This is a genomic window from Hassallia byssoidea VB512170 (assembly GCF_000817785.2).
In the GTDB taxonomy this organism is placed as follows: domain Bacteria; phylum Cyanobacteriota; class Cyanobacteriia; order Cyanobacteriales; family Nostocaceae; genus Hassallia; species Hassallia carrinoi.
In genome coordinates this window covers 1-17,251 of record NZ_JTCM02000134.1, presented here as the reverse complement: position 1 = coordinate 17,251, position 17,251 = coordinate 1, and the positions used below count along the sequence as shown (strand labels likewise).

At 42.3% G+C, this 17,251-nt stretch carries 22 protein-coding genes; 15 read left to right on the top strand and 7 right to left on the bottom strand.

Annotated features, from left to right (window positions below; all coding sequences use genetic code 11):
• The first annotated feature begins 191 nt into the window (after positions 1–191).
• Positions 192–887, top strand: coding sequence for a hypothetical protein (locus PI95_RS31130; RefSeq protein ID WP_236117268.1), 696 nt, complete (start codon positions 192–194; stop codon positions 885–887).
• Positions 888–978: 91 nt separating this feature from the next.
• Positions 979–1,152, top strand: a complete 174-nt coding sequence (locus PI95_RS31125) for a hypothetical protein (RefSeq protein ID WP_163519354.1) — start codon at positions 979–981, stop codon at positions 1,150–1,152.
• A gap of 35 nt (positions 1,153–1,187) precedes the next feature.
• Here PI95_RS31125 and PI95_RS31120 read toward each other — a convergent pair whose 3' ends face one another.
• On the bottom strand, positions 1,188–4,715 hold the full coding sequence (locus PI95_RS31120; protein ID WP_052324958.1) for a plasmid replication protein, CyRepA1 family: 3,528 nt from the start codon (positions 4,713–4,715) through the stop codon (positions 1,188–1,190).
• Positions 4,716–5,229: 514 nt separating this feature from the next.
• On the opposite strand from PI95_RS31120, the gene PI95_RS31115 reads away from it, so the two are divergent.
• Entirely contained in the window at positions 5,230–5,778 is a 549-nt protein-coding gene (locus PI95_RS31115; RefSeq protein WP_163519353.1) for a hypothetical protein, read from the top strand.
• 49 nt (positions 5,779–5,827) lie between these two features.
• Positions 5,828–6,142: a hypothetical protein gene (locus PI95_RS31110; RefSeq protein ID WP_163519352.1), complete on the top strand. Its 315-nt coding sequence runs from the start codon at positions 5,828–5,830 to the stop codon at positions 6,140–6,142.
• 1 nt (position 6,143) lies between these two features.
• Here the strand turns inward: PI95_RS31110 and PI95_RS31105 are convergent, their stop codons facing one another.
• Both PI95_RS31105 and PI95_RS37575 read right to left on the bottom strand, forming a co-directional pair.
• Complete coding sequence (locus PI95_RS31105; RefSeq protein ID WP_039744928.1) at positions 6,144–6,491, bottom strand: hypothetical protein; 348 nt, start codon at positions 6,489–6,491, stop codon at positions 6,144–6,146.
• Positions 6,488–6,625 carry a ribbon-helix-helix domain-containing protein gene (locus tag PI95_RS37575; RefSeq protein ID WP_373695729.1) on the bottom strand — a complete coding sequence of 46 codons (138 nt, stop codon included), beginning with the start codon at positions 6,623–6,625 and terminating at the stop codon, positions 6,488–6,490. The genes PI95_RS31105 and PI95_RS37575 overlap by 4 nt, the downstream gene beginning before the upstream one ends.
• A gap of 391 nt (positions 6,626–7,016) precedes the next feature.
• Here PI95_RS37575 and PI95_RS31095 point away from each other — a divergent pair, with 391 nt between their 5' ends.
• From PI95_RS31095 to PI95_RS31065, 7 genes are all read left to right on the top strand, one after another.
• Positions 7,017–7,229, top strand: coding sequence for a hypothetical protein (locus PI95_RS31095; RefSeq protein ID WP_039744926.1), 213 nt, complete (start codon positions 7,017–7,019; stop codon positions 7,227–7,229).
• 328 nt (positions 7,230–7,557) lie between these two features.
• A complete protein-coding gene (locus PI95_RS31090; RefSeq protein WP_163519350.1) occupies positions 7,558–8,070 on the top strand; it encodes a hypothetical protein in 513 nt (170 codons plus the stop codon).
• A 10-nt stretch (positions 8,071–8,080) separates the two neighbouring features.
• Positions 8,081–8,707: a hypothetical protein gene (locus tag PI95_RS31085; RefSeq protein WP_039744922.1), complete on the top strand. Its 627-nt coding sequence runs from the start codon at positions 8,081–8,083 to the stop codon at positions 8,705–8,707.
• A 245-nt stretch (positions 8,708–8,952) separates the two neighbouring features.
• Positions 8,953–9,612 carry a hypothetical protein gene (locus PI95_RS31080; RefSeq protein ID WP_039744918.1) on the top strand — a complete coding sequence of 220 codons (660 nt, stop codon included), beginning with the start codon at positions 8,953–8,955 and terminating at the stop codon, positions 9,610–9,612.
• Positions 9,613–9,684: 72 nt separating this feature from the next.
• On the top strand, positions 9,685–10,257 hold the full coding sequence (locus tag PI95_RS31075; RefSeq protein ID WP_039744915.1) for a hypothetical protein: 573 nt from the start codon (positions 9,685–9,687) through the stop codon (positions 10,255–10,257).
• Positions 10,254–11,675: a hypothetical protein gene (locus tag PI95_RS31070; RefSeq protein WP_052324957.1), complete on the top strand. Its 1,422-nt coding sequence runs from the start codon at positions 10,254–10,256 to the stop codon at positions 11,673–11,675. Before PI95_RS31075 ends, PI95_RS31070 begins: the two co-directional genes overlap by 4 nt.
• Before the next feature lie 122 nt (positions 11,676–11,797).
• Positions 11,798–11,980: a hypothetical protein gene (locus tag PI95_RS31065; protein WP_039744912.1), complete on the top strand. Its 183-nt coding sequence runs from the start codon at positions 11,798–11,800 to the stop codon at positions 11,978–11,980.
• 41 nt (positions 11,981–12,021) lie between these two features.
• Here the strand turns inward: PI95_RS31065 and PI95_RS31060 are convergent, their stop codons facing one another.
• The gene (locus PI95_RS31060; RefSeq protein ID WP_039744909.1) at positions 12,022–12,222 is read right to left on the bottom strand and encodes a hypothetical protein; all 201 of its coding nucleotides are present in this window, start codon (positions 12,220–12,222) and stop codon (positions 12,022–12,024) included.
• 1 nt (position 12,223) lies between these two features.
• On the opposite strand from PI95_RS31060, the gene PI95_RS31055 reads away from it, so the two are divergent.
• Entirely contained in the window at positions 12,224–13,309 is a 1,086-nt protein-coding gene (locus PI95_RS31055) for a tyrosine-type recombinase/integrase (RefSeq protein ID WP_163519349.1), read from the top strand.
• 289 nt (positions 13,310–13,598) lie between these two features.
• Here the strand turns inward: PI95_RS31055 and PI95_RS31050 are convergent, their stop codons facing one another.
• Positions 13,599–14,021: a carboxysome distribution maintenance protein McdB gene (locus PI95_RS31050; protein ID WP_039744906.1), complete on the bottom strand. Its 423-nt coding sequence runs from the start codon at positions 14,019–14,021 to the stop codon at positions 13,599–13,601.
• A 22-nt stretch (positions 14,022–14,043) separates the two neighbouring features.
• A complete protein-coding gene (locus PI95_RS31045; protein WP_039744902.1) occupies positions 14,044–14,901 on the bottom strand; it encodes a ParA family protein in 858 nt (285 codons plus the stop codon).
• Between the two features lie 380 nt (positions 14,902–15,281).
• Between PI95_RS31045 and PI95_RS37570 the strand changes: the two genes are divergently transcribed.
• Positions 15,282–15,728 carry a patatin-like phospholipase family protein gene (locus PI95_RS37570; protein ID WP_052324956.1) on the top strand — a complete coding sequence of 149 codons (447 nt, stop codon included), beginning with the start codon at positions 15,282–15,284 and terminating at the stop codon, positions 15,726–15,728.
• Here PI95_RS37570 and PI95_RS31035 read toward each other — a convergent pair.
• Positions 15,725–16,261 carry a hypothetical protein gene (locus PI95_RS31035; RefSeq protein WP_039744899.1) on the bottom strand — a complete coding sequence of 179 codons (537 nt, stop codon included), beginning with the start codon at positions 16,259–16,261 and terminating at the stop codon, positions 15,725–15,727. The two genes, PI95_RS37570 and PI95_RS31035, sit on opposite strands and share 4 nt — an antisense overlap.
• Positions 16,262–16,290: 29 nt before the next feature.
• Here PI95_RS31035 and PI95_RS31030 point away from each other — a divergent pair, with 29 nt between their 5' ends.
• Both PI95_RS31030 and PI95_RS31025 read left to right on the top strand, forming a co-directional pair.
• Entirely contained in the window at positions 16,291–16,470 is a 180-nt protein-coding gene (locus tag PI95_RS31030; protein ID WP_039744896.1) for a hypothetical protein, read from the top strand.
• A gap of 537 nt (positions 16,471–17,007) precedes the next feature.
• Positions 17,008–17,178 (top strand): hypothetical protein, encoded by a 171-nt coding sequence (locus tag PI95_RS31025; RefSeq protein WP_336507644.1) that lies wholly within the window; start codon positions 17,008–17,010, stop codon positions 17,176–17,178.
• The last annotated feature ends 73 nt before the right edge of the window (positions 17,179–17,251 follow it).

The following is a 17,251-nucleotide window of genomic DNA, read 5'->3' as shown; positions in this document are numbered from 1 at the left end:
TGATAAGCACCTCTTCACTGAGGAGCCGTGTAACGGGAAACTGTTAAGCACGGTTTTGGAGAGCAACGGCTCTCGTGAGGGAGTCGTTGACTTTAATGAAGTGATACGAGATGCCGAACTAGGAAGACGGTTTGCGGACAAATTGGTGAAGATTTATCGCACCGGGGGAGAAGAATCCTGGATACTTGTACATGTCGAGGTGCTTTCGTCAAGAAGAATCAAACTTTGCGGCTCGTATGTACACGTACAATTATCGCATTTATGATAGGTATAAAAAGTCGGTTGCATCACTTGCTGTTCTTGGTGACGATAGCGAATCGTGGAGACCCAACCAATTTGGCTACCAATTGTTTGGGTGTACGGTTGACTTTAGGTTTCCCGTGATAAAACTGCTAGACTACGAGCAAAGGCAATCCGAACTTGAAGCTAGTAGCAACCCGTTTGCGATCATTGTGATGGCACACCTGGCAGCCTTGGAGACTAGCAGCGATAGACCGGAACGCAAGCGGCAAAAGCTTACTTTGGTAAAAAGATTATACGACCTAAAATTCGAGCGGGAAGATATCATTAGCTTATTCAAATTTATCGACTGGATGATGACCCTTCCGCTTAATTTAGAAGGCGAGTTTTGGCAAGAATATCGTAACTTTGAGGAGTCTAGACGTATGCAGTATGTAACTAGTGTTGAGCGATTGGGTATTCGTCAAGGGCTATTGAAAGGCATAGCGTCAAGTTTGAAACTTAAATTTGGCTCGGAGAGTCAAAATTTATTACCAGAAATTGAGACTATTCAAGATGTAAGCATATTAGAAGCAATTTTGTCTGCGATAGAAACAGCGAACACAGTGGAGGAGTTGCGCTCAATTTATCAGCCAGCAACCGAGTAATCAGATGCTGTCGTGAACGTCAAAATTTTCTTTGCTTACAATTTCAAATTATTTAAGCGGTGGTAGGAGTTGCCTCCTTTTTGGGTTATGCGTGGCTTTTTCTCTTCATGTTTGTACGTTGGGTTCTTTCAACACAAAACCATTGCTTCATTTGTCGGATGAGCGATCGCTCTCGCAAAGCGCGATCGCACTCTCGCTCATAAATATTGGCGCACTCTTTATGGGTGGTGCATTCGCTTTAATGTGTGATGATTGCTGTCAATGAATTTTTCGTAGAAATTCCCTCTTAAGAGGAAAAAATTAATCTGCAACCAATTCATTTAAATCCCAGCACCACTGTTGCCAGCTATCATCTACGCATTGCAAGTAAGCCGTTGCCGTTCCCAGTACTTTTATAATCCATTTACCAGTTTTTTGGGTCCACCTCACCACAGCCCCTTCTTGAAGTTGTTTAGCCCAGGTTTTCTCTACAGGCTGGGGAGAATAAATTTCATTGGTGTCCAGCACTTCTGAGTTGGTGTCCAGCACTTCTGAGTTGGTGTCCAGCACTCCTGAGTTGGTGTCCAGCACTTCTGAGTTGGTGTCCAGCACTTTTTGTATTGTTATATTATTAGAATCTGCTGGACACGGTATCATAGTGATACATTTTTCCGACCAAATAAGGGGATTAGCCTCAGCCTGAGATTCCAGGAGTTCGTCAAGCCATTTTTCTGACCACTTGGGGAAAATCTGGACTCGCTCATCGTTGAGCAATGTTTCATCCAAAGTGTAAGTTCGTAAACGTTTTTCGCCTCGCTTACCCTTTCTTTGTTCACTCGTATATTTCAATGCAACCAATTCTAGAAGGCGATTGAGCATCCCAATGGGATCTACCACCGTCTCATCATTATGAGTGGGAACGTGGTTATTTAAGTTGATGCCGAATATCTTGTAAATATCTTTCCTGAAGCCCAAAACCCATTCGAGCCAACTTAATAGTTCTGGACTATCCTTGGTGACTACGACACCTGGTTTTATCCATTGCTCAATTTTGAGCGCATTAAGAGTTTCAACTTGTAAGGTAATATTTTTTAAATCAGGAAGATAAATTTGTTCACCGCACTCAAGCTGGTGAGAAATTTGCTTGCGGTCGGAAAGTTTTGCAAATTCTGGGTTGTGGGTGCGGAAGAAATCTAACAGACACCGGGGGTAATATTTATTCTCCTCCGTTTTTTTCACCAACTCTGGTGTTATCGGTACAGCACTCGCATACATCTGATCCAAGGTGTATTTTTGTTCTTGACATTTTTCCTTTTGTGTTTTTACAATTTTGCTTGCCAGCTCCTCGTATTCCTCTTCAGTTGGTAACGGCACTTTACTTACATTTTTGTATTTTGTTTCTTTACGGTCAAGAGAAGTACTTTTGAGTTCTTGCCGAATTAGTGCATCTTTATTTTGTTCTCGGTCAAGAATATCAGCAATCCTCTCCCTTTCTTCACAAAGTTCTGACATTCGCCAATAATCTTCATCCGAACACTCCCGATTATTTAGCGCCTGTAGCTCACTACATATTTCATCTAGTTTCCGGTTTAACTCATTATCACTCTTTACCTCAATTACGCAGCCCTCTTCTTTTAGCCCCTCAAACATGCACTCTCCGTAATGCCACATAGAAGTATTAATTTCGGCTGCATATTTTGCCCAAGTTTTAATATGTGCTGGTTCAAAATGCCCTTCTAAAAAGTCATCAACGTTCTGTGATGGTGGAGTTAGTTCAGCCCGGATGAAATTGTATTTAGCATTATTTATCAACAGTGACACAATCTGTTTGTAGTTGGTGCAGCGGATGGATTTATTAACAAAACCTACCCCAAGTTTTGCACACCAAACATGCCTCTCAATTCCTTCCCTGACTCGCGCTAATGCCTGCCGTGCCTCCCAATCAGGAATTACACCAATAAAAATTCCAAATACTTTATCAAAGTGTCCTTTAACGTCAATTGAAACTCCACTACCAATTGAGGGACTACAAATTACCACATCCCAATTGGTAATTTGTTCATTAATCTTGTCAACAAATCCTACTGCTGGATGCCCTAACGTGCTAGTAGTATTGGCATCCACGCACAATATTTTTAAAGTAGGAAATCGTGTTTGGAGTTTTTGAGTCAAGCCGGTGGTACTAAATGTACCATCTCTAGAATCAGCGCAAATGTAAAGTTTTTCCCCATTCGCAAGAGATTCTTCGAGTTTACGTACTATCCTGCTGGGATTACGGTAATCATAGAAAACAACTTTGGTCTTAGTTTCTGGTTTGTAATTATTTACGCAAATCCAAGGCTTTGGTTTTATTTCACCTTCAATTAATTCAAGTAAATAATCAATAGAGCGGTCAGATAAGTCAGCATCCAGCCCGATTATCAAACCACCAGTGCTGAGTATTGTATTTATAAATTGCTTTAATTTTTTGAGAATCTCAGTTCGGCGTTGGCGACAAGTAGAGCTATTTAAAATATGCCAAATTACTTGCTCAATTTCATCGAAGATAAGAATGGCGTTACGGTAATTCTCTGGATTTAATTTCCAGAGCGAATCGACGCATAGCCCGACAAATCTCCTACCAAGAACTGGGTCTTTATCGCTGATCCACGTAAGTCCTAGTCGGTCGCAAAGGTGTCTTCCTAGCTGAATGCGATGAGTCAATGAAATAATTGGTCTGCCGATTCCAATCGCTTCGGTGACTAATTTATCCAAGCTTTCAGTTTTGCCTGAGCCTTTGGGTGCTTTAACAAATGCTAATCCGCTTTCAGTTCGTGGTAATTCACCCAAGTAGCGTTGATTTAAAATTAAATCTGGTTCATAGGTGAAACTGGGAACTCGATTTGTAATTCGGTAAAGTCTTAAGGTTTTAGCTTTTTGGTAAAGTTTTTCAAATGCCTCCTGACCGTGGGCAACAATCCAATCATCACAACCTTTTTCTTCACCATTAAGTTGGATAACTCTAACTGTGCTGTGGGCATCGGAGAACAGTTTCCCTAATCGACAAGTCGCAATAACAACGTTACGCTTCGTCGTGGGCTTTGGGTCATTGTCAAAGCAAATGTAAATGTCCCTACCGTCGAATGGTTGGAAGCCGGGAATTGGGTTTAAAGTAGTGGCGAATGGCTTTAAATCTGGAATTAAGTGATAATTATTTTCTCCGGATGACTCTTGTGTTTTACGATATCCGGAGTTAATTCCAGGTAGTCCTACAGCTGCATAACCCGCCGTCAACAAGGCTCCTGCTTTTTTGGCTCCCTCAGTAATGATAAGTGGAATTTCTTCAGATAGTACCCAAGCCCAAAAACCGATTGCCGAGCCTAGAGAATCTACCACAATATTTTCTGGCATTGGCACGTTATAGCGATCTGCTACTCGTTGCCAAACATTTAGCGGCACTTTCAAGAAAAATGCCCGTGTAGGTTCACCTTGAGGATGTTCGTATTTACGGGGTTTTTTCTTATCCCCGTCGCAGTCAATCCAGGGCGAGTCCGCTTTAAAACAGCCCCAGCACATTTCTTGCCAATTGTTTTGTGGATCTAGCCCTCGGCAGATCCAACCGCTGGCACTTCTCGCCCAGTCTTGGCGATTTAATTTACCCCAATCTTTAAAGCCCTTGCGATTTATCCAGCGTCCTCGCGTGATGGGAATATTTAGAAATTCGGCGACCGGTAAAGAGTATTCTCCATCAACGCCAGCTAATTCACCCTCGACCGAGCGGACGTTGAGAGCAATAATTCCTGGGTCTACACCGTCAGCAAGCCATTCAAGGTAGTGGTTCTGTTTAATGTTAGAGGGCGGAGTTGTCATTGTGCCACCCCCCAGATGCAGCCTGGAATTTCCAAGAGAGGGAATTTAGCAATTTTGTTGTTCTGTATTGATATAATTGAAATCACGATGAAATAGCCGTCAGTCATGCTGCCGGAAATTAGTCGTAAGAATGATGATGAATAGCCGTCAGCTTTGCTGTCGGAAGCTAGTCGAAATAACCGTCACGATGAAATAACTGTCAGTTATGCTGTCGGAAGTTAGTCGTAAAAATGACGGTCACGATGAGCAAGATGAGTTAGTCGTACAAGAGTTGGTCGTACAACTCGCCTGCAAGGAGCTTCCTGGTTTAAACTCAAAGATTTTTTCCTCGTCGCCAAACTCAGAAAAAGGGTCAATGAGTGCTACCAGGTAAGCTTCGGGTACTTCAACAAGAGCGCTTCACAATACCTGCAAAGTTTTCTTCCATACCCTCCATATAACTATAGTTCACAATTGTCCTTTTCTGTAAACTTGAGAGCAGTAGAATAATTCCGTAGGAGATGGAGAAGCTGGAATGAAGCGGGAACAAAGGCTTGCAAGGCTAGAAAAATCTAGAATGTTTTCCCAGAAGGAGACGGTAGAGCTTTCTGGTTTTACTCGAAAACAATTACAAAAATTAGAGCAATTAGAAATTATTAAACCTCGTAAAATTCCAGCAGTCTTGTATAGTTGGAATCAAATAATATTTTTGAGGATTTTGTATCACTTCCGTAAAATTTGGTCGCTCCAGCAGATTGACAAAGCTTTTAAAGATTCTGAAAAGCCTATTGATATAGAACTTATTATTAAAGATATTGACAAGTTTCTGAATATTTATTTTGGGGAAAAGGGCGTTATCGGGAATCTTGGGATATATGTCCAGTTTAATGCATATAATTTGTCAGAGATACAATCAAAAGCAATTTATAAAATGATTCTTGAATTTCCAGATATAGTTATTGATGATGGTGTCGAGATAGGACAAGGGAAATTCACAGTTTTGAACGTGCCAAAAGTTATTGAAGAATTGAAGGTAATGGCTAAAAGCCTTAACCTGGAAGAATCTAAGTTAAAAGTTATTTGAGTTAAGATTCCCGTCCATGAAATTCTCATTTTTCCCATTGATGGGAAAAATGAACTATCAAGTTGCTGCAACTTTATCGGCTTTTGGCTTTTTTTCAAAAACTTGGATGTTCGGTTCTAGCAGGATAAAACCATTTTCGGTCGCCTCACCCATTTTCCCTGCAATCGCACCTACCCATTCCGGAAAGTTTGCTTGGGCATCAGTAAGTTTCTTCCAAACTTTGGGCTTAACAGTGACACTGATAATCTGCCCGTCGCAGTCAATTTGGAAATGCTGCCAACCATTTTCGACTGCGGTGGCGGTAGGCAGTTCGGTAATTTTAATAGTGATTTCGCGCCTTGCCTTGGATCATAAATCCTCCTAATTTAATTACTCGGTGGGGTATTCCCATTGCCACCCTGCTGTAGTAAATATTCCCAAATCCGCCTAATCTCAGATCTGAACTCTTGCCGATCAACGGCTGCTTGCTGTCTGTCTTCTGCGGCTTGGGCTGTTAAAATTTCAATATTTGCAGTTGAACGATTAACAGCAATAGTCAGATTATCGACACTATTATTTAGTCTGTTGACGTTCTCGGTTAATTGATTGATGTTCGCCACGACAACATCAATAGTGTCGCTTTGTGCAACCACTGTTTCACCAATGTTGGCAAAGATGTTTTCTAGGCGGCTTAAGCGTTCTTCAATGGTTGGTGGTTGTCCTGCGTTGGTCATGTTGTTTCCTTATTCTCCTGTTTGGACTCTATTGCTTTATCGAGCAACATCGTTATCAAGTTATTAACAGAGCGATGTTCTGACTCTGCCCACTTTTTCAAAACCTCCAATTTGTCTGGGTCTAAATAAATCATTACTTTTGGCTTTTTACTCGGCATTATTAGCAAGTACATATAAGTGCTATCCCTTGCTAGCAATTTTCACCCAAAAATAATTACTTGCATAGGGGTTGACACTTAACTGTACTTGCCTTTACTATCCTAGTATCGGGGAATTGAATACGTCAATACTCCTGACAAAACCATTTGTTCAACGCAATATCTGTTGTGCGATCGCTTTATGTATGCGGTCGTTCTAATGGCGCGTGTCTGAACCATGAAAACTTAATAGCTGACAAGTTAGACCCTGGCAGGTGAGTCTGCGGGGTAACTGGACGGGCAGAAACCCCTCGGTTTCCAACAACCAATTATCCAACATCGGGAGATACGGTTATGCGGTTGCTATTAACTGAGTGAGGTATTATCTATGAATTTCGCAACCCAAGAAGTTCGAGACTTAACAATTTATCAACCATCTAAACAAGAGATTTTATTGAATGCAATCCAACAGGCAATTTCGGAATTATTCGATGCAGTGGAAAGTGCGGAAGACGGTAATGAAGTAGAGAATTACATGCGTGCTGTTAAGCCGTTGACCGACGCTTTGATAGCCTGTGTCCGGACGCAAGATGGAGTGTAGAAGTGGGTAACATCTGCAACTACACGAAAAAGCGATCGCGCATCCTTTCCAAGGCTGGATTTCTTCCAAGGGGTAGCTAAAACGGGGTGGTATTTTGCTCTGTCCAAAGACCCCCGCTCGCGGGTATCGCTTTACTGCGACCAGGGTATAGCCGACGAACAGACAAATTTTTATTTTGTCCAAAGCTCAAAATCTAAGGTATTTGATAGTGTCCATAAGAATGGATAGGTCGAATTCCCAAATCCATAAATACTACATAGCCCGATTCTTTAGATTTACGGAAGGCATGTAAATTAATCACACACTTTAGTAACAATACGAGGTGAAAGTGGCAACAAAGGAATATTTAAGTAAGTATCGACAGTTGAAAGAGGCTTATGAACGTATTATTGGTAAGTCAATTGCTGACGTAACTTGGTACAGAGTCGTTGGAAATTTAAAGCGATATTTTGGCTTTGAGGTTGAAGCTTCTAGCGCTTTATTGATTGTTGAAAGTTTTGCTTCTTTAAAGAGACGATATGGAGCTTTTTCTTTCAGCAGTCCAGACTTTAACGAGCGATGGGCAACGTTTAAGCACTTTTACGATGGAGAGAATATTGAGTACACCTGCAAGCAGTTCTTAACGCTACTAGCGGAATATTTAAAGATTGATTTGGAAGACGTGCCACGCTCTACTCGCTACTACTGGTTTGAGAGAGCCGGCATTAAATACCAAGCCGATAAATACCGTCGTAGCAAAGATTTGGCATTGGTTGCTTTTGTAGCTACTAATTGGGCTATTGCCAAGCGATCGCAACCTATGAAATCTGCCAATCCAGAAGACAACAAATTAGTAGCATAAGGAGCAAACTATGTCTAACAAATTCACAAATAACGTCCGCACTCGGTTGTATAAGCAAGGCTATCAGGGATTCACAAAGGAGGAATTTACCGAAGCTGCTTACGCTGCCGAGTGCGACGACCTTGATAATCCGACTAAGGAGCAACTAACTCAGGCTGTCAATTACCTCATTGAAAAGCAATCAACTAAACTAGCAGTTCCTGTAACGTTATCAGAACTAGAGACACAGCCACCACTAGATGAGGAAGTTATTGAGGAGTCAAAACTTGCCACCATTCCACAATCTCAGGTAGGCGAGATGGTTGCAACTAAGGCAGCAGAATTGGGAATGGTGTTAAGCGAAGCCCAAGTTTGCGATATCGCAGACAGCGTTGACAGTTCGGCAAGCACTTTTGATGAAATCCTTTCAGATGTAGAGACTGCGCTGCTAGCTTACGCGGATTATTCCGCTAATCAAGTTGATGCAAAAATTCAGCAGACACTTACTAGGGTGGAAGAGCGCGTAGTTAACCGCCATGAACAGAGTAGAGACAAACTTGCTCAAGGACTGACGGGCATCAGCGCGGCGCTGGAGGAAAGCCGAACCCAAACTAAAAGCCAACTCAAAGGCATCCTCTCAAGGCTCAGGGTGGGTTAATAGCGATGAATTAACATTTGCCCAATGTTTCCTTATTCGCTGGGCAAGGACGAGTCATCTGTCAAGAATTGCTGTTAGTTTGGGCGCGTTCGCAGGGGTAATTTTACCTCTGCATTACTGGGTGTATCTGCCAATTAATGAGTCTTTCAGCTATCAGCAATATCTAAAAAGGAGGCAAGCCACAGAGCAATATGTCAGGCGGATGGAGTATCAATGCAACGTAATTTGGACTGAGGATAAAAAGTATGGCTGTCAGAAATTCCATGAAGCTAAGAAATCTGGTAACTTCCAAATCCAGGCAGATCGAAAAGCAACTCAAAGGTAAATTCAATGCATCTACTAATTTGGTAGTGAGAGCATTATCGGGTGATAAGTCGGCACTGAAGCTGATAGGGCAAATGGGTAACGACGGGGCAAGAATTAGTGAGTTTGCTCCACAAGTCAAAGAGCAGATGCTGAATGCAATCAAGGGAACTGAAGACCTAAATCAAGTTCTCAGTGATATCTACAAACAAGCTGGTGTTAGTGGGGAAAAGATTGAGAGAGCGGTGCAGTCAGCAACATTGGCAGACACCCATTTAGCTAATGTCCTTGAAGAGATGAAGCTTGATTTCACATCAGCCAAGGACAAAGAAGTACTGCGCCATCAACAGGCAACAGACCACCTTAAATTAAAAGCTTGGGTCGATAAGCACATGATGGAAGTTGACGGACAATATAAGATGCTGCAAGCGGAACTACAAACCGATATCAAGCAACGCACTATCGACTTACAGCACGACCGAGAGTTGGGTAAATATTATCTCGAAACTGGTGATAACGCTGTTGATGAATTCAAGCCCAAGAAGCAATATGCAGGACGTTCTATAGTCCAAAGAATTAAGGATACTTTGCTGGGTTTCTGAAACTAAAAGTCAAAACCCACTAGTAACTTTGTCCGGCTGCTGGTGGGTTCATATTAATAATTCAGTATCAATATGACATACGACATTGATGAGGGTCAAGAGGAAAGTTTAGGCGAGATTGTCTCAGATACCCAGTTGCCGAAAGATTTAATAGAACACTTGCAATCACGTAATCAGCAACGCAAGGAAGTTATTGATACGACCGAAAAACTATCCAGATTTTTTGTCGGGTGGGCGCTTAATTCTACAGGCTTTTTTATAGCTAAGTTTTTATTACTCACTGGCGGCAGCGTTAATTATTGGCTAGCAATTACATTGTGTTTTTCTGTTTGCAGCGTTGGCTCTTTCGCGGGACTAACAGGCTTTCGAGTTAATTACAACAGGGATGGATTAGAAGTTGACAATATGCAGAACATTTTTAAAAGCGCAGCTGGGTTAGCGACTGCTGGCACTGTAACTTGGCTGGCAACAAAAGACTATCAATACTTTGAAGCACTAACTAGAGAAACGGCGACGCAAATTAATCAAGACATTCAAACTATCGAGCAAAAACATCCAAGTCTTGACCCTTGGCTAAGTATTGGAATTGCGGCTCTGCTCGTATTGGGTGCGCTGGGAATCATTTTTAAAGGAGGGAGAGATTGAAACGCAACTTACTTGAGTTGGTTGCCGCTGGCTTTTTTGGGATGGCAGCGATCGCAGGCTTTGCTGCAACTCAAACTAGGCAGGCTTACGACTTGACGCAGATTGAATTCTGCCCAGTGTCAAAATCCCAAAAAGGACAGCTTTACCTCGACAGGACTTATTGCAACCAACCCCGATACGTCTTGACAGAAGAATGGGATCGATATGGCGGATATAACAGTGTTATCCCATATAAAGGTAATGCAATCCAATGGGTGCGCGACCTGCCTACAGACAATCATCACCAGTTAGAAAGTAATGCAATTGCCATTGTCGGGCTTTGGGGTGTGGCGGCTTGTTTCACTGTGCGATCGCAACGACTTAAGCGCAGAGACTACGAATTAGGTGAAGCTGAGAAAACAGACGGTTACACTACCTGGCTAAGTAGTGTGCATCGCAGGGAAGTCAAGCAGCATTCAACCGCATTGCACACTGAGCGTCTTAAAGATGGGCTAACAGCAATGGACACCGAAGAACGTAAAGCTTTGGGTTTAACTGACGAGGAGAATGAAAATGCAAAAAGTCGAATTCAGTTTGAAGATTTCATAAAAGCGCGTGCTGTCAACCACTCGGCTCAAGATAAAACCATCGCCGAGAATCTCCTAGCTAAGGCGAAAGCTGATAAGGAGCGAGCTAAGACAGAGAGTAAAGTCAAGGAACCAGAACAGGTTTCAGCAGATGAAGACCTTAAGCATACCCTTATAAATGCGCTCAAAAATCATGAAGATGGTTATTTATGGAAAATAATCAATTCGCTTAAACCCTTATGGCTTATAGGGAATCAAGGGAGCGGCAAGACTTACACCGCCACAGCTATTGCATTAATTAGAAAGTATTGCCTTGACGCACCAATTCATCAACTGATCGATAGACATGCCACTGGGGATAATGCCGATGTATGGAAGTTATTAGACGCTGCTAGTAAGGCAGAGTCAGAGTCTGAAATAAGCCTTGCTTTTGAAGATTGTTGTGAACGTTGGCTAACCAGAATTAAGCAAAAACCGACCACTAAACAGCAAGTCATTGTAGATGAATTTACCAATTTAAAATCCCTGTGCGGCGAAAGTGCGATCGCCTTTTTCAAGATGAGCTTAACTGATACCCGCAAGGCTAAGGAATATCTTTTGGGCATTACTCACAATGCTACCAATGAATCATTTCCAGACGGTACAGCAAGCGCTAGAAAATCGGGTACCGTATTGCTTGAGAAATTCTCAGCTAATGGTGAAACACCGCTAAAAAGGGTCGTTGTACGTTACGGGTTAGTGGATGAGCAAGGAAACAACCTTGACGACGTTGAGAAGACCTTGCCCGATTGGTTTCACCCTGAGCAAATTTACCAACACTTCAATGGTAAACCACTCAGCTTTGAAGACTAAGTAATGCTTGATAGCATTAATGTTTGCCGAGAAACAAACAATCGCATTATTAACTACAACAAAACACTAGGAAATATCATGTTTGAAAAATAAATTCATGCCATCGACGACGAAAATACTGAATGTTTCCGCGCTCGCAACAATTCAGTGTTGGGACATTTGCTTTAATCCGGCATGAACTGCTGGAAGAGCGGGGAGTGGGGACACGCACCATTGCACGCTTGTTTATTATCATCACAGGAAGAAGACATGGTGATAGCAGTATTGATAGCAGAGAAGCACGATATCGAATCTTATTGCATTGATATCAGCGGATTAGGAATTGGATGCTGAAAGCATTGCTTAATTACTGGGATGGTGTAAAGTGACCCTCCCGACTCGCGGATTGAGCGAGCGGCTGGGGTTTTAAGGCGATCGCAAAGGAAGAACAACATTCACTCTCATCAATTACCGCATATTCACCCACGCGGTATAATCTAAAAACTGCTTCCTGTAACTGCACTTCCAGGAAGTTATTTTTTAACGTAGCCGTAACCGTTTTTTCCATAATGGATGCGAACAATATTGAGGTCTCTCAAGTCGAAATTCTGCCAGCAACTCCACATATGGGTGTAATTAATCACCAAGAATCTCAAGTGACCCCGGAGTTGGTAGAGTCGGTAATACGTTCGTATTATTATGGGACTCCGGCTGTGGGTAGCGATTCTGAGTTGATTTTGGCTTGGGCAGGGTCGCAAAATCGGGAGCAAACTAAGCGAAAATACTATCGATTTGGTCAAAAATTACTCGATTGGGTACGAAATGGAGGGATAGGGGATTTGCGTTTGGTGCAGCTACCATTGTTACTGGAATTTATTAATAGTTGGGGTGAGGTTTCCCCTTATACTAAATCTAACCAGATTTTAATGCTGCGTTCGCTGTGGAGTTATGGCAGCGCCTCGAGTATTGGCTATTTTTTAAGGAATATTGCGAGTAGTATAAATTACGATAATTTCAGCGATTTACCTAAATCTGAGCGATATCTCGAAGATTTCGAGATGAAGAAGCTGGCTCATGCTGCCAAACAGTTGGGTGGGAAGCATTGGCTTGTATTCAATCTCCTTTTTTATAGTGGAATGCGGGTTGGGGAGGTTGGAAGGGTGACGGTTCCAGGTGATGAAAGGGGGAAACCGAGGGAAGATTATCCGGGTTTATATTGGAGCAATTTTAAATGGCAGCCTGACCCGACAAGAGAAGACAGGCAGCGGGGTTATTACACCATTAAGTTCCGAGGAAAGGGTGGGAAGTACCGGGAGATTGGGTTGGACCACGAGACATCATCGCAGTTTAAGAAGTATCGAGGGATGGCTGCTGATCGCGTGCCGGTGTTTCCAAATGTGTCGCCGAATCCCAAGAAGCGGGGGTTGCCGTTGAGCGATCGGGCGATTAAGCAATTGATTCAAGATATATCTGAGGTTGCCAAGGTTAAGTTTTCGTGTCATTGGCTGCGGCATTCTCATGCGTCGAGGGCGGTGGAGTATAAGAATGTTTTTGAGGTGCAAAGCCAGTTGGGTCATAGCAAAACTGATACGACAAAACTTTACGTCCGCACTCAGAAGGATGCGGGCACTGGTACGGTGTTGCCGAGGTTCTGATCTAACAAAAACAAGGATAAATATAAAACTCTTAAACAGGGCATAATGCAAGAGTTGTTAACAGGAAAACTCGACGCGCATTCTATGCTTCAAATGATTAAACACTATGAGCAAACAATATAAAATATAACAGCAATGCCTGCTGTTTCAATCGTCCATTTGACGACCAAACCCAATCCCGTATTTATTTAGAAGCACAGGCAGTTATGACAATTATGAGTCAGATGACACCAATCAATATGACGAAATTATTGAGTAGCGACGCTTGTTGGACAATTACGCTTATAGGTCATTTTTTAGTCAAATTGTGGAGTTTGGTAAGACTGGAGCGAATATTACCCGCCTCCTTCCGACTTTTCAACCGCTTTTTTGCTTCTTTAACAACCTGCTTCATCACGGATTCTTTATCAAAGCAGGTTACGTAAAACGCTTCAAGTAATGTTTCGATTGTGACTTTTTCTCGGTTGCACAGTTCGTCGAGTTCGTCTTTAATTGGAGTTTCTAACCGCACGGGTATTCTAGCAGCAATTTCTGGAAAGTTGGCGAGTAATTCTTCCAAGCGTTTGAGTTCTGATACTTCGGTTGGTTGCTGCACCGCATCAGTTGCACTCAGTTCTGTTAAAGTATCAGTAGTCGGTTGTTGCAATACGTCCTGGCGTGGGGGAACGGTTGGTTGGGTTGCGCGAGAGCGAATTTCATCTAAAAGGTTCATGGGTAACTCCTGGTACTATAAATTACACTGTTTCTGTCGGGATAAGTAAAGCGTACTGTTCTGGCAGTGTTGGTTTTAGCTTCTGCGCCAATACTGAAATTGGATATTCCAGTCCCGGTTGTCCTAAGTCTGTGGGGGATACTCGTTGGTTAATGGCATTTTTATATACATCGGATTCCAGAATGTGGGGTAACATTAAGTCAAGTCCCACTATCTCGCCCATTGCTGAGATACTGCTTTTGGTGGCTTTTGTGGGGTTTACACCCGTCCACTTTGCACGGAAGGGTACTACTCCCATTAGTTCACCGTATGGTAAAGCTGGCTGAAATTCTTTGACTAGTTCGAGTGTTCGTACCAACGACTGCACTCCCTTGACGTTGGCTTCTGCGGGGATTATCCACTTGTCGCCTGCACCGAGGGAAGTTTGAGCAAGGTGTGATCGCTCAGGGGGTGGGTCTACAATTATTACCCCAAAGTTGTTGGCAATGGGTTGCAAGCGGTTTCTCAGGATAAATAAACTAATCCCGCTGCTTGCAAGCTTATAATTCGCGTTCTCAAGTCCATCGTCTGAGGGTATTAAAAACAAGTTGGTGTTATTGATAGTGCGGTTGTCTAGTTGGACATCCGGTACGGGTGCGATCGCATTAATAAGGGGTGTTTTTTCTTCCGTAGTGGTAATTACCTCCAGCAGGGTAGGGGTATTTGGCTGTACCTTGACTCCCAAAAAACTGGTCAGACTAGATTGGGGGTCGGCATCAACAAACAGTACCGGAATCCCTAACCGTCCCAGGTATCGACCGAGCATCAGGGCGACGGTACTCTTGCCCTGTCCGCCTGCTAGCCCCAAGGTGACAACTGTAGTCGTGTGAGATTGTTGCATTGTACTATAGCACTAATTATTTATTGCATAATAATACTACTATATACTTTAACTTTAGTATTTTAATACAATAGCACTTTTGTACAAAAGTTTATGGATGCAATTGACTTGTTTTGTACAGATACTCCAACCGTCGCGCTCATGTGCCAATGATGCGCGAACTGGCAATGCGGCTCAAGGTAAATCTTTATTTTTCCTTCTGTTTGCGATCGGTATGAAATTTCCAAAGCCTTAAAGGGAACATTTATATAAGTAAACCTTTGACGTTTATTTGCATATGTCATCATCGAAATCGGAAAAATTTAAGATTTTGGCTTTGGATGGTGGTGGAATTCGGGGAGTAGTAACCGCAACAATCTTGGAAGAAGTTCGGTCCGAAGTTGGGAAACCTCGCGCACGAATACTTCGACCTAATCGTTGGGACGTCTACCGGGTCAATTTTGGCTGCTGGTATAGCTCTGGGCAAGGAACCTGAAAATTTCAAAAACATTTACTCGGAAAGAGGGCGAGAAATATTCAACGCTTCATGGCTCAGGAAAAATGTCATAAGGTGGTTGCTTGGCTCCAAGTATTCCAATGAAGGACTAATTAAAGTTTTGAAAGAATACTTGGGCGAAATTACACTCCGTCAGGTTTCCGAAATCTCCGATGCAGAGTTACTAATCCTAGCCTATGACACTCTTTATCGCAATACAACCTTTTTTACCAGTCGTCATCCTCAGGAGAATCGTTGGTTCAATAACACGAAACTCTGGTCCGTTTGTCTCAGTTCTCATCAGGGGTATGCACTTCGGAGAGAACTATCGCCCGGTGGGAACCGTGACTAACACCTCCCTCGCTCGTCTAAGTATGCTGCCAACCAGAGCCTACCTGTCCTAATTTTACACTGAGTGTTATATTTAATATAAAAATCAGTTGGTGCGGGTGGTTGAATAGTTTCAGTTTCGGTTGCTTCATTAGTTGCTGGTGCTTGCATGTTGTCAGATTTATTCGAGTTATAATTGGCAGTGGCTTGGTTATTTTTCGCTTGCTCCCGACTGCTTGCTTTGCGATTAATATCTGACTTTGTTTGGGTTGATGCGGGATTATTATTTGCCGTACTGGAGTTTTTTGCTCGTGCTTTCAAGAGATAGGATTTAATTGTTGTGGGTTGCACGTTAACCCCTTCTGATTTGAGGATTGCTGCAACTTCTTGTAGCGTATAACCCACTGCCAGCATTTTATCGATTTGGGTGGAGAGCGCTTGGATAAATTGCTGTAGAGTTAGGTTCTTCGGTTGCTTTGCTTTTGCTTCAAAGATAGCGCTAACTTTTTTGAGTTTGTTTTTGGAATCGGATATTAATTGTGCGCTGCGTGCCATAGTTATATAAATAGTTAAAATATTCTTTCATGCTATTCAAATTTAAATCGACTGCCCAACGTGGAATTACTAAAATTGAGGAAAAAGCAGTTAAATCAGATGTCGGTGAAGATAACTATAAGTATCAGGCTTTTCGAGATTCTAATAGGCTTACTGTTAGTCTCAGTCAGGATGATTATATGTATATCTACTTATGTTTCTGGCGATGAAAGGGATAGACGCGCTTGATAAATGTAGAGATTGCGACGAATACGATGGGTGCATTCGTTGGACAATTTGGTAGCTATACACAGAAGATAATAAGTTGTTAGTTACATTTTTATTGGTAGCTATATTTGGATAGTTTGTGCGTGCGGAGGATATTTATCAGAGATGAATGGGAGATTATTGTCCGAGTGCTGCGTTGCATTCGCTCTCTTTGAATATTTGCTGTGGTTAAGATTCGGTTATTTTTGGGGATATTTTTGTTATCTCAACGGGAGCGGTTAAGTTTGTCCAACCGCTTGCCCTTGCGTTATAGCATTGTCAAAAGATATGAATGTGGCTGCAAGGTAAGTAGAAAACCACTCGTTGTTTTCATATTAATCTCAGCTTGAGCGATTATTATTAAATGCGGGATTTGGTACGGACATACACAATATTTGCTTGAATGAAAGGCGGCTAAATTGGAGTAGTCAGTTGTAAATATTGTGCTTGATTTTATCGTATATTGAGATGCAGAAACGTTGAAATAACTATTTACTCACATGACTAATCCTCCAACTGAATATGATTCGCCCTGGAAGGATATTTTACAACTGTACTTTCAAGAATTTATGCTTTTCTTTTTCCCACTCGAACACCGGGAAATTGATTGGACGAAACAACCAGAATTTCTGGATAAGGAATTGCAGGTGCGAATCGTTCTGTTGAAATAAGCTAAGTAACCTAGAACAGCTTAGGGATAACAGGCAGGGTATGAAGAAGAGGAGAACCTCAACAAAACCCTGA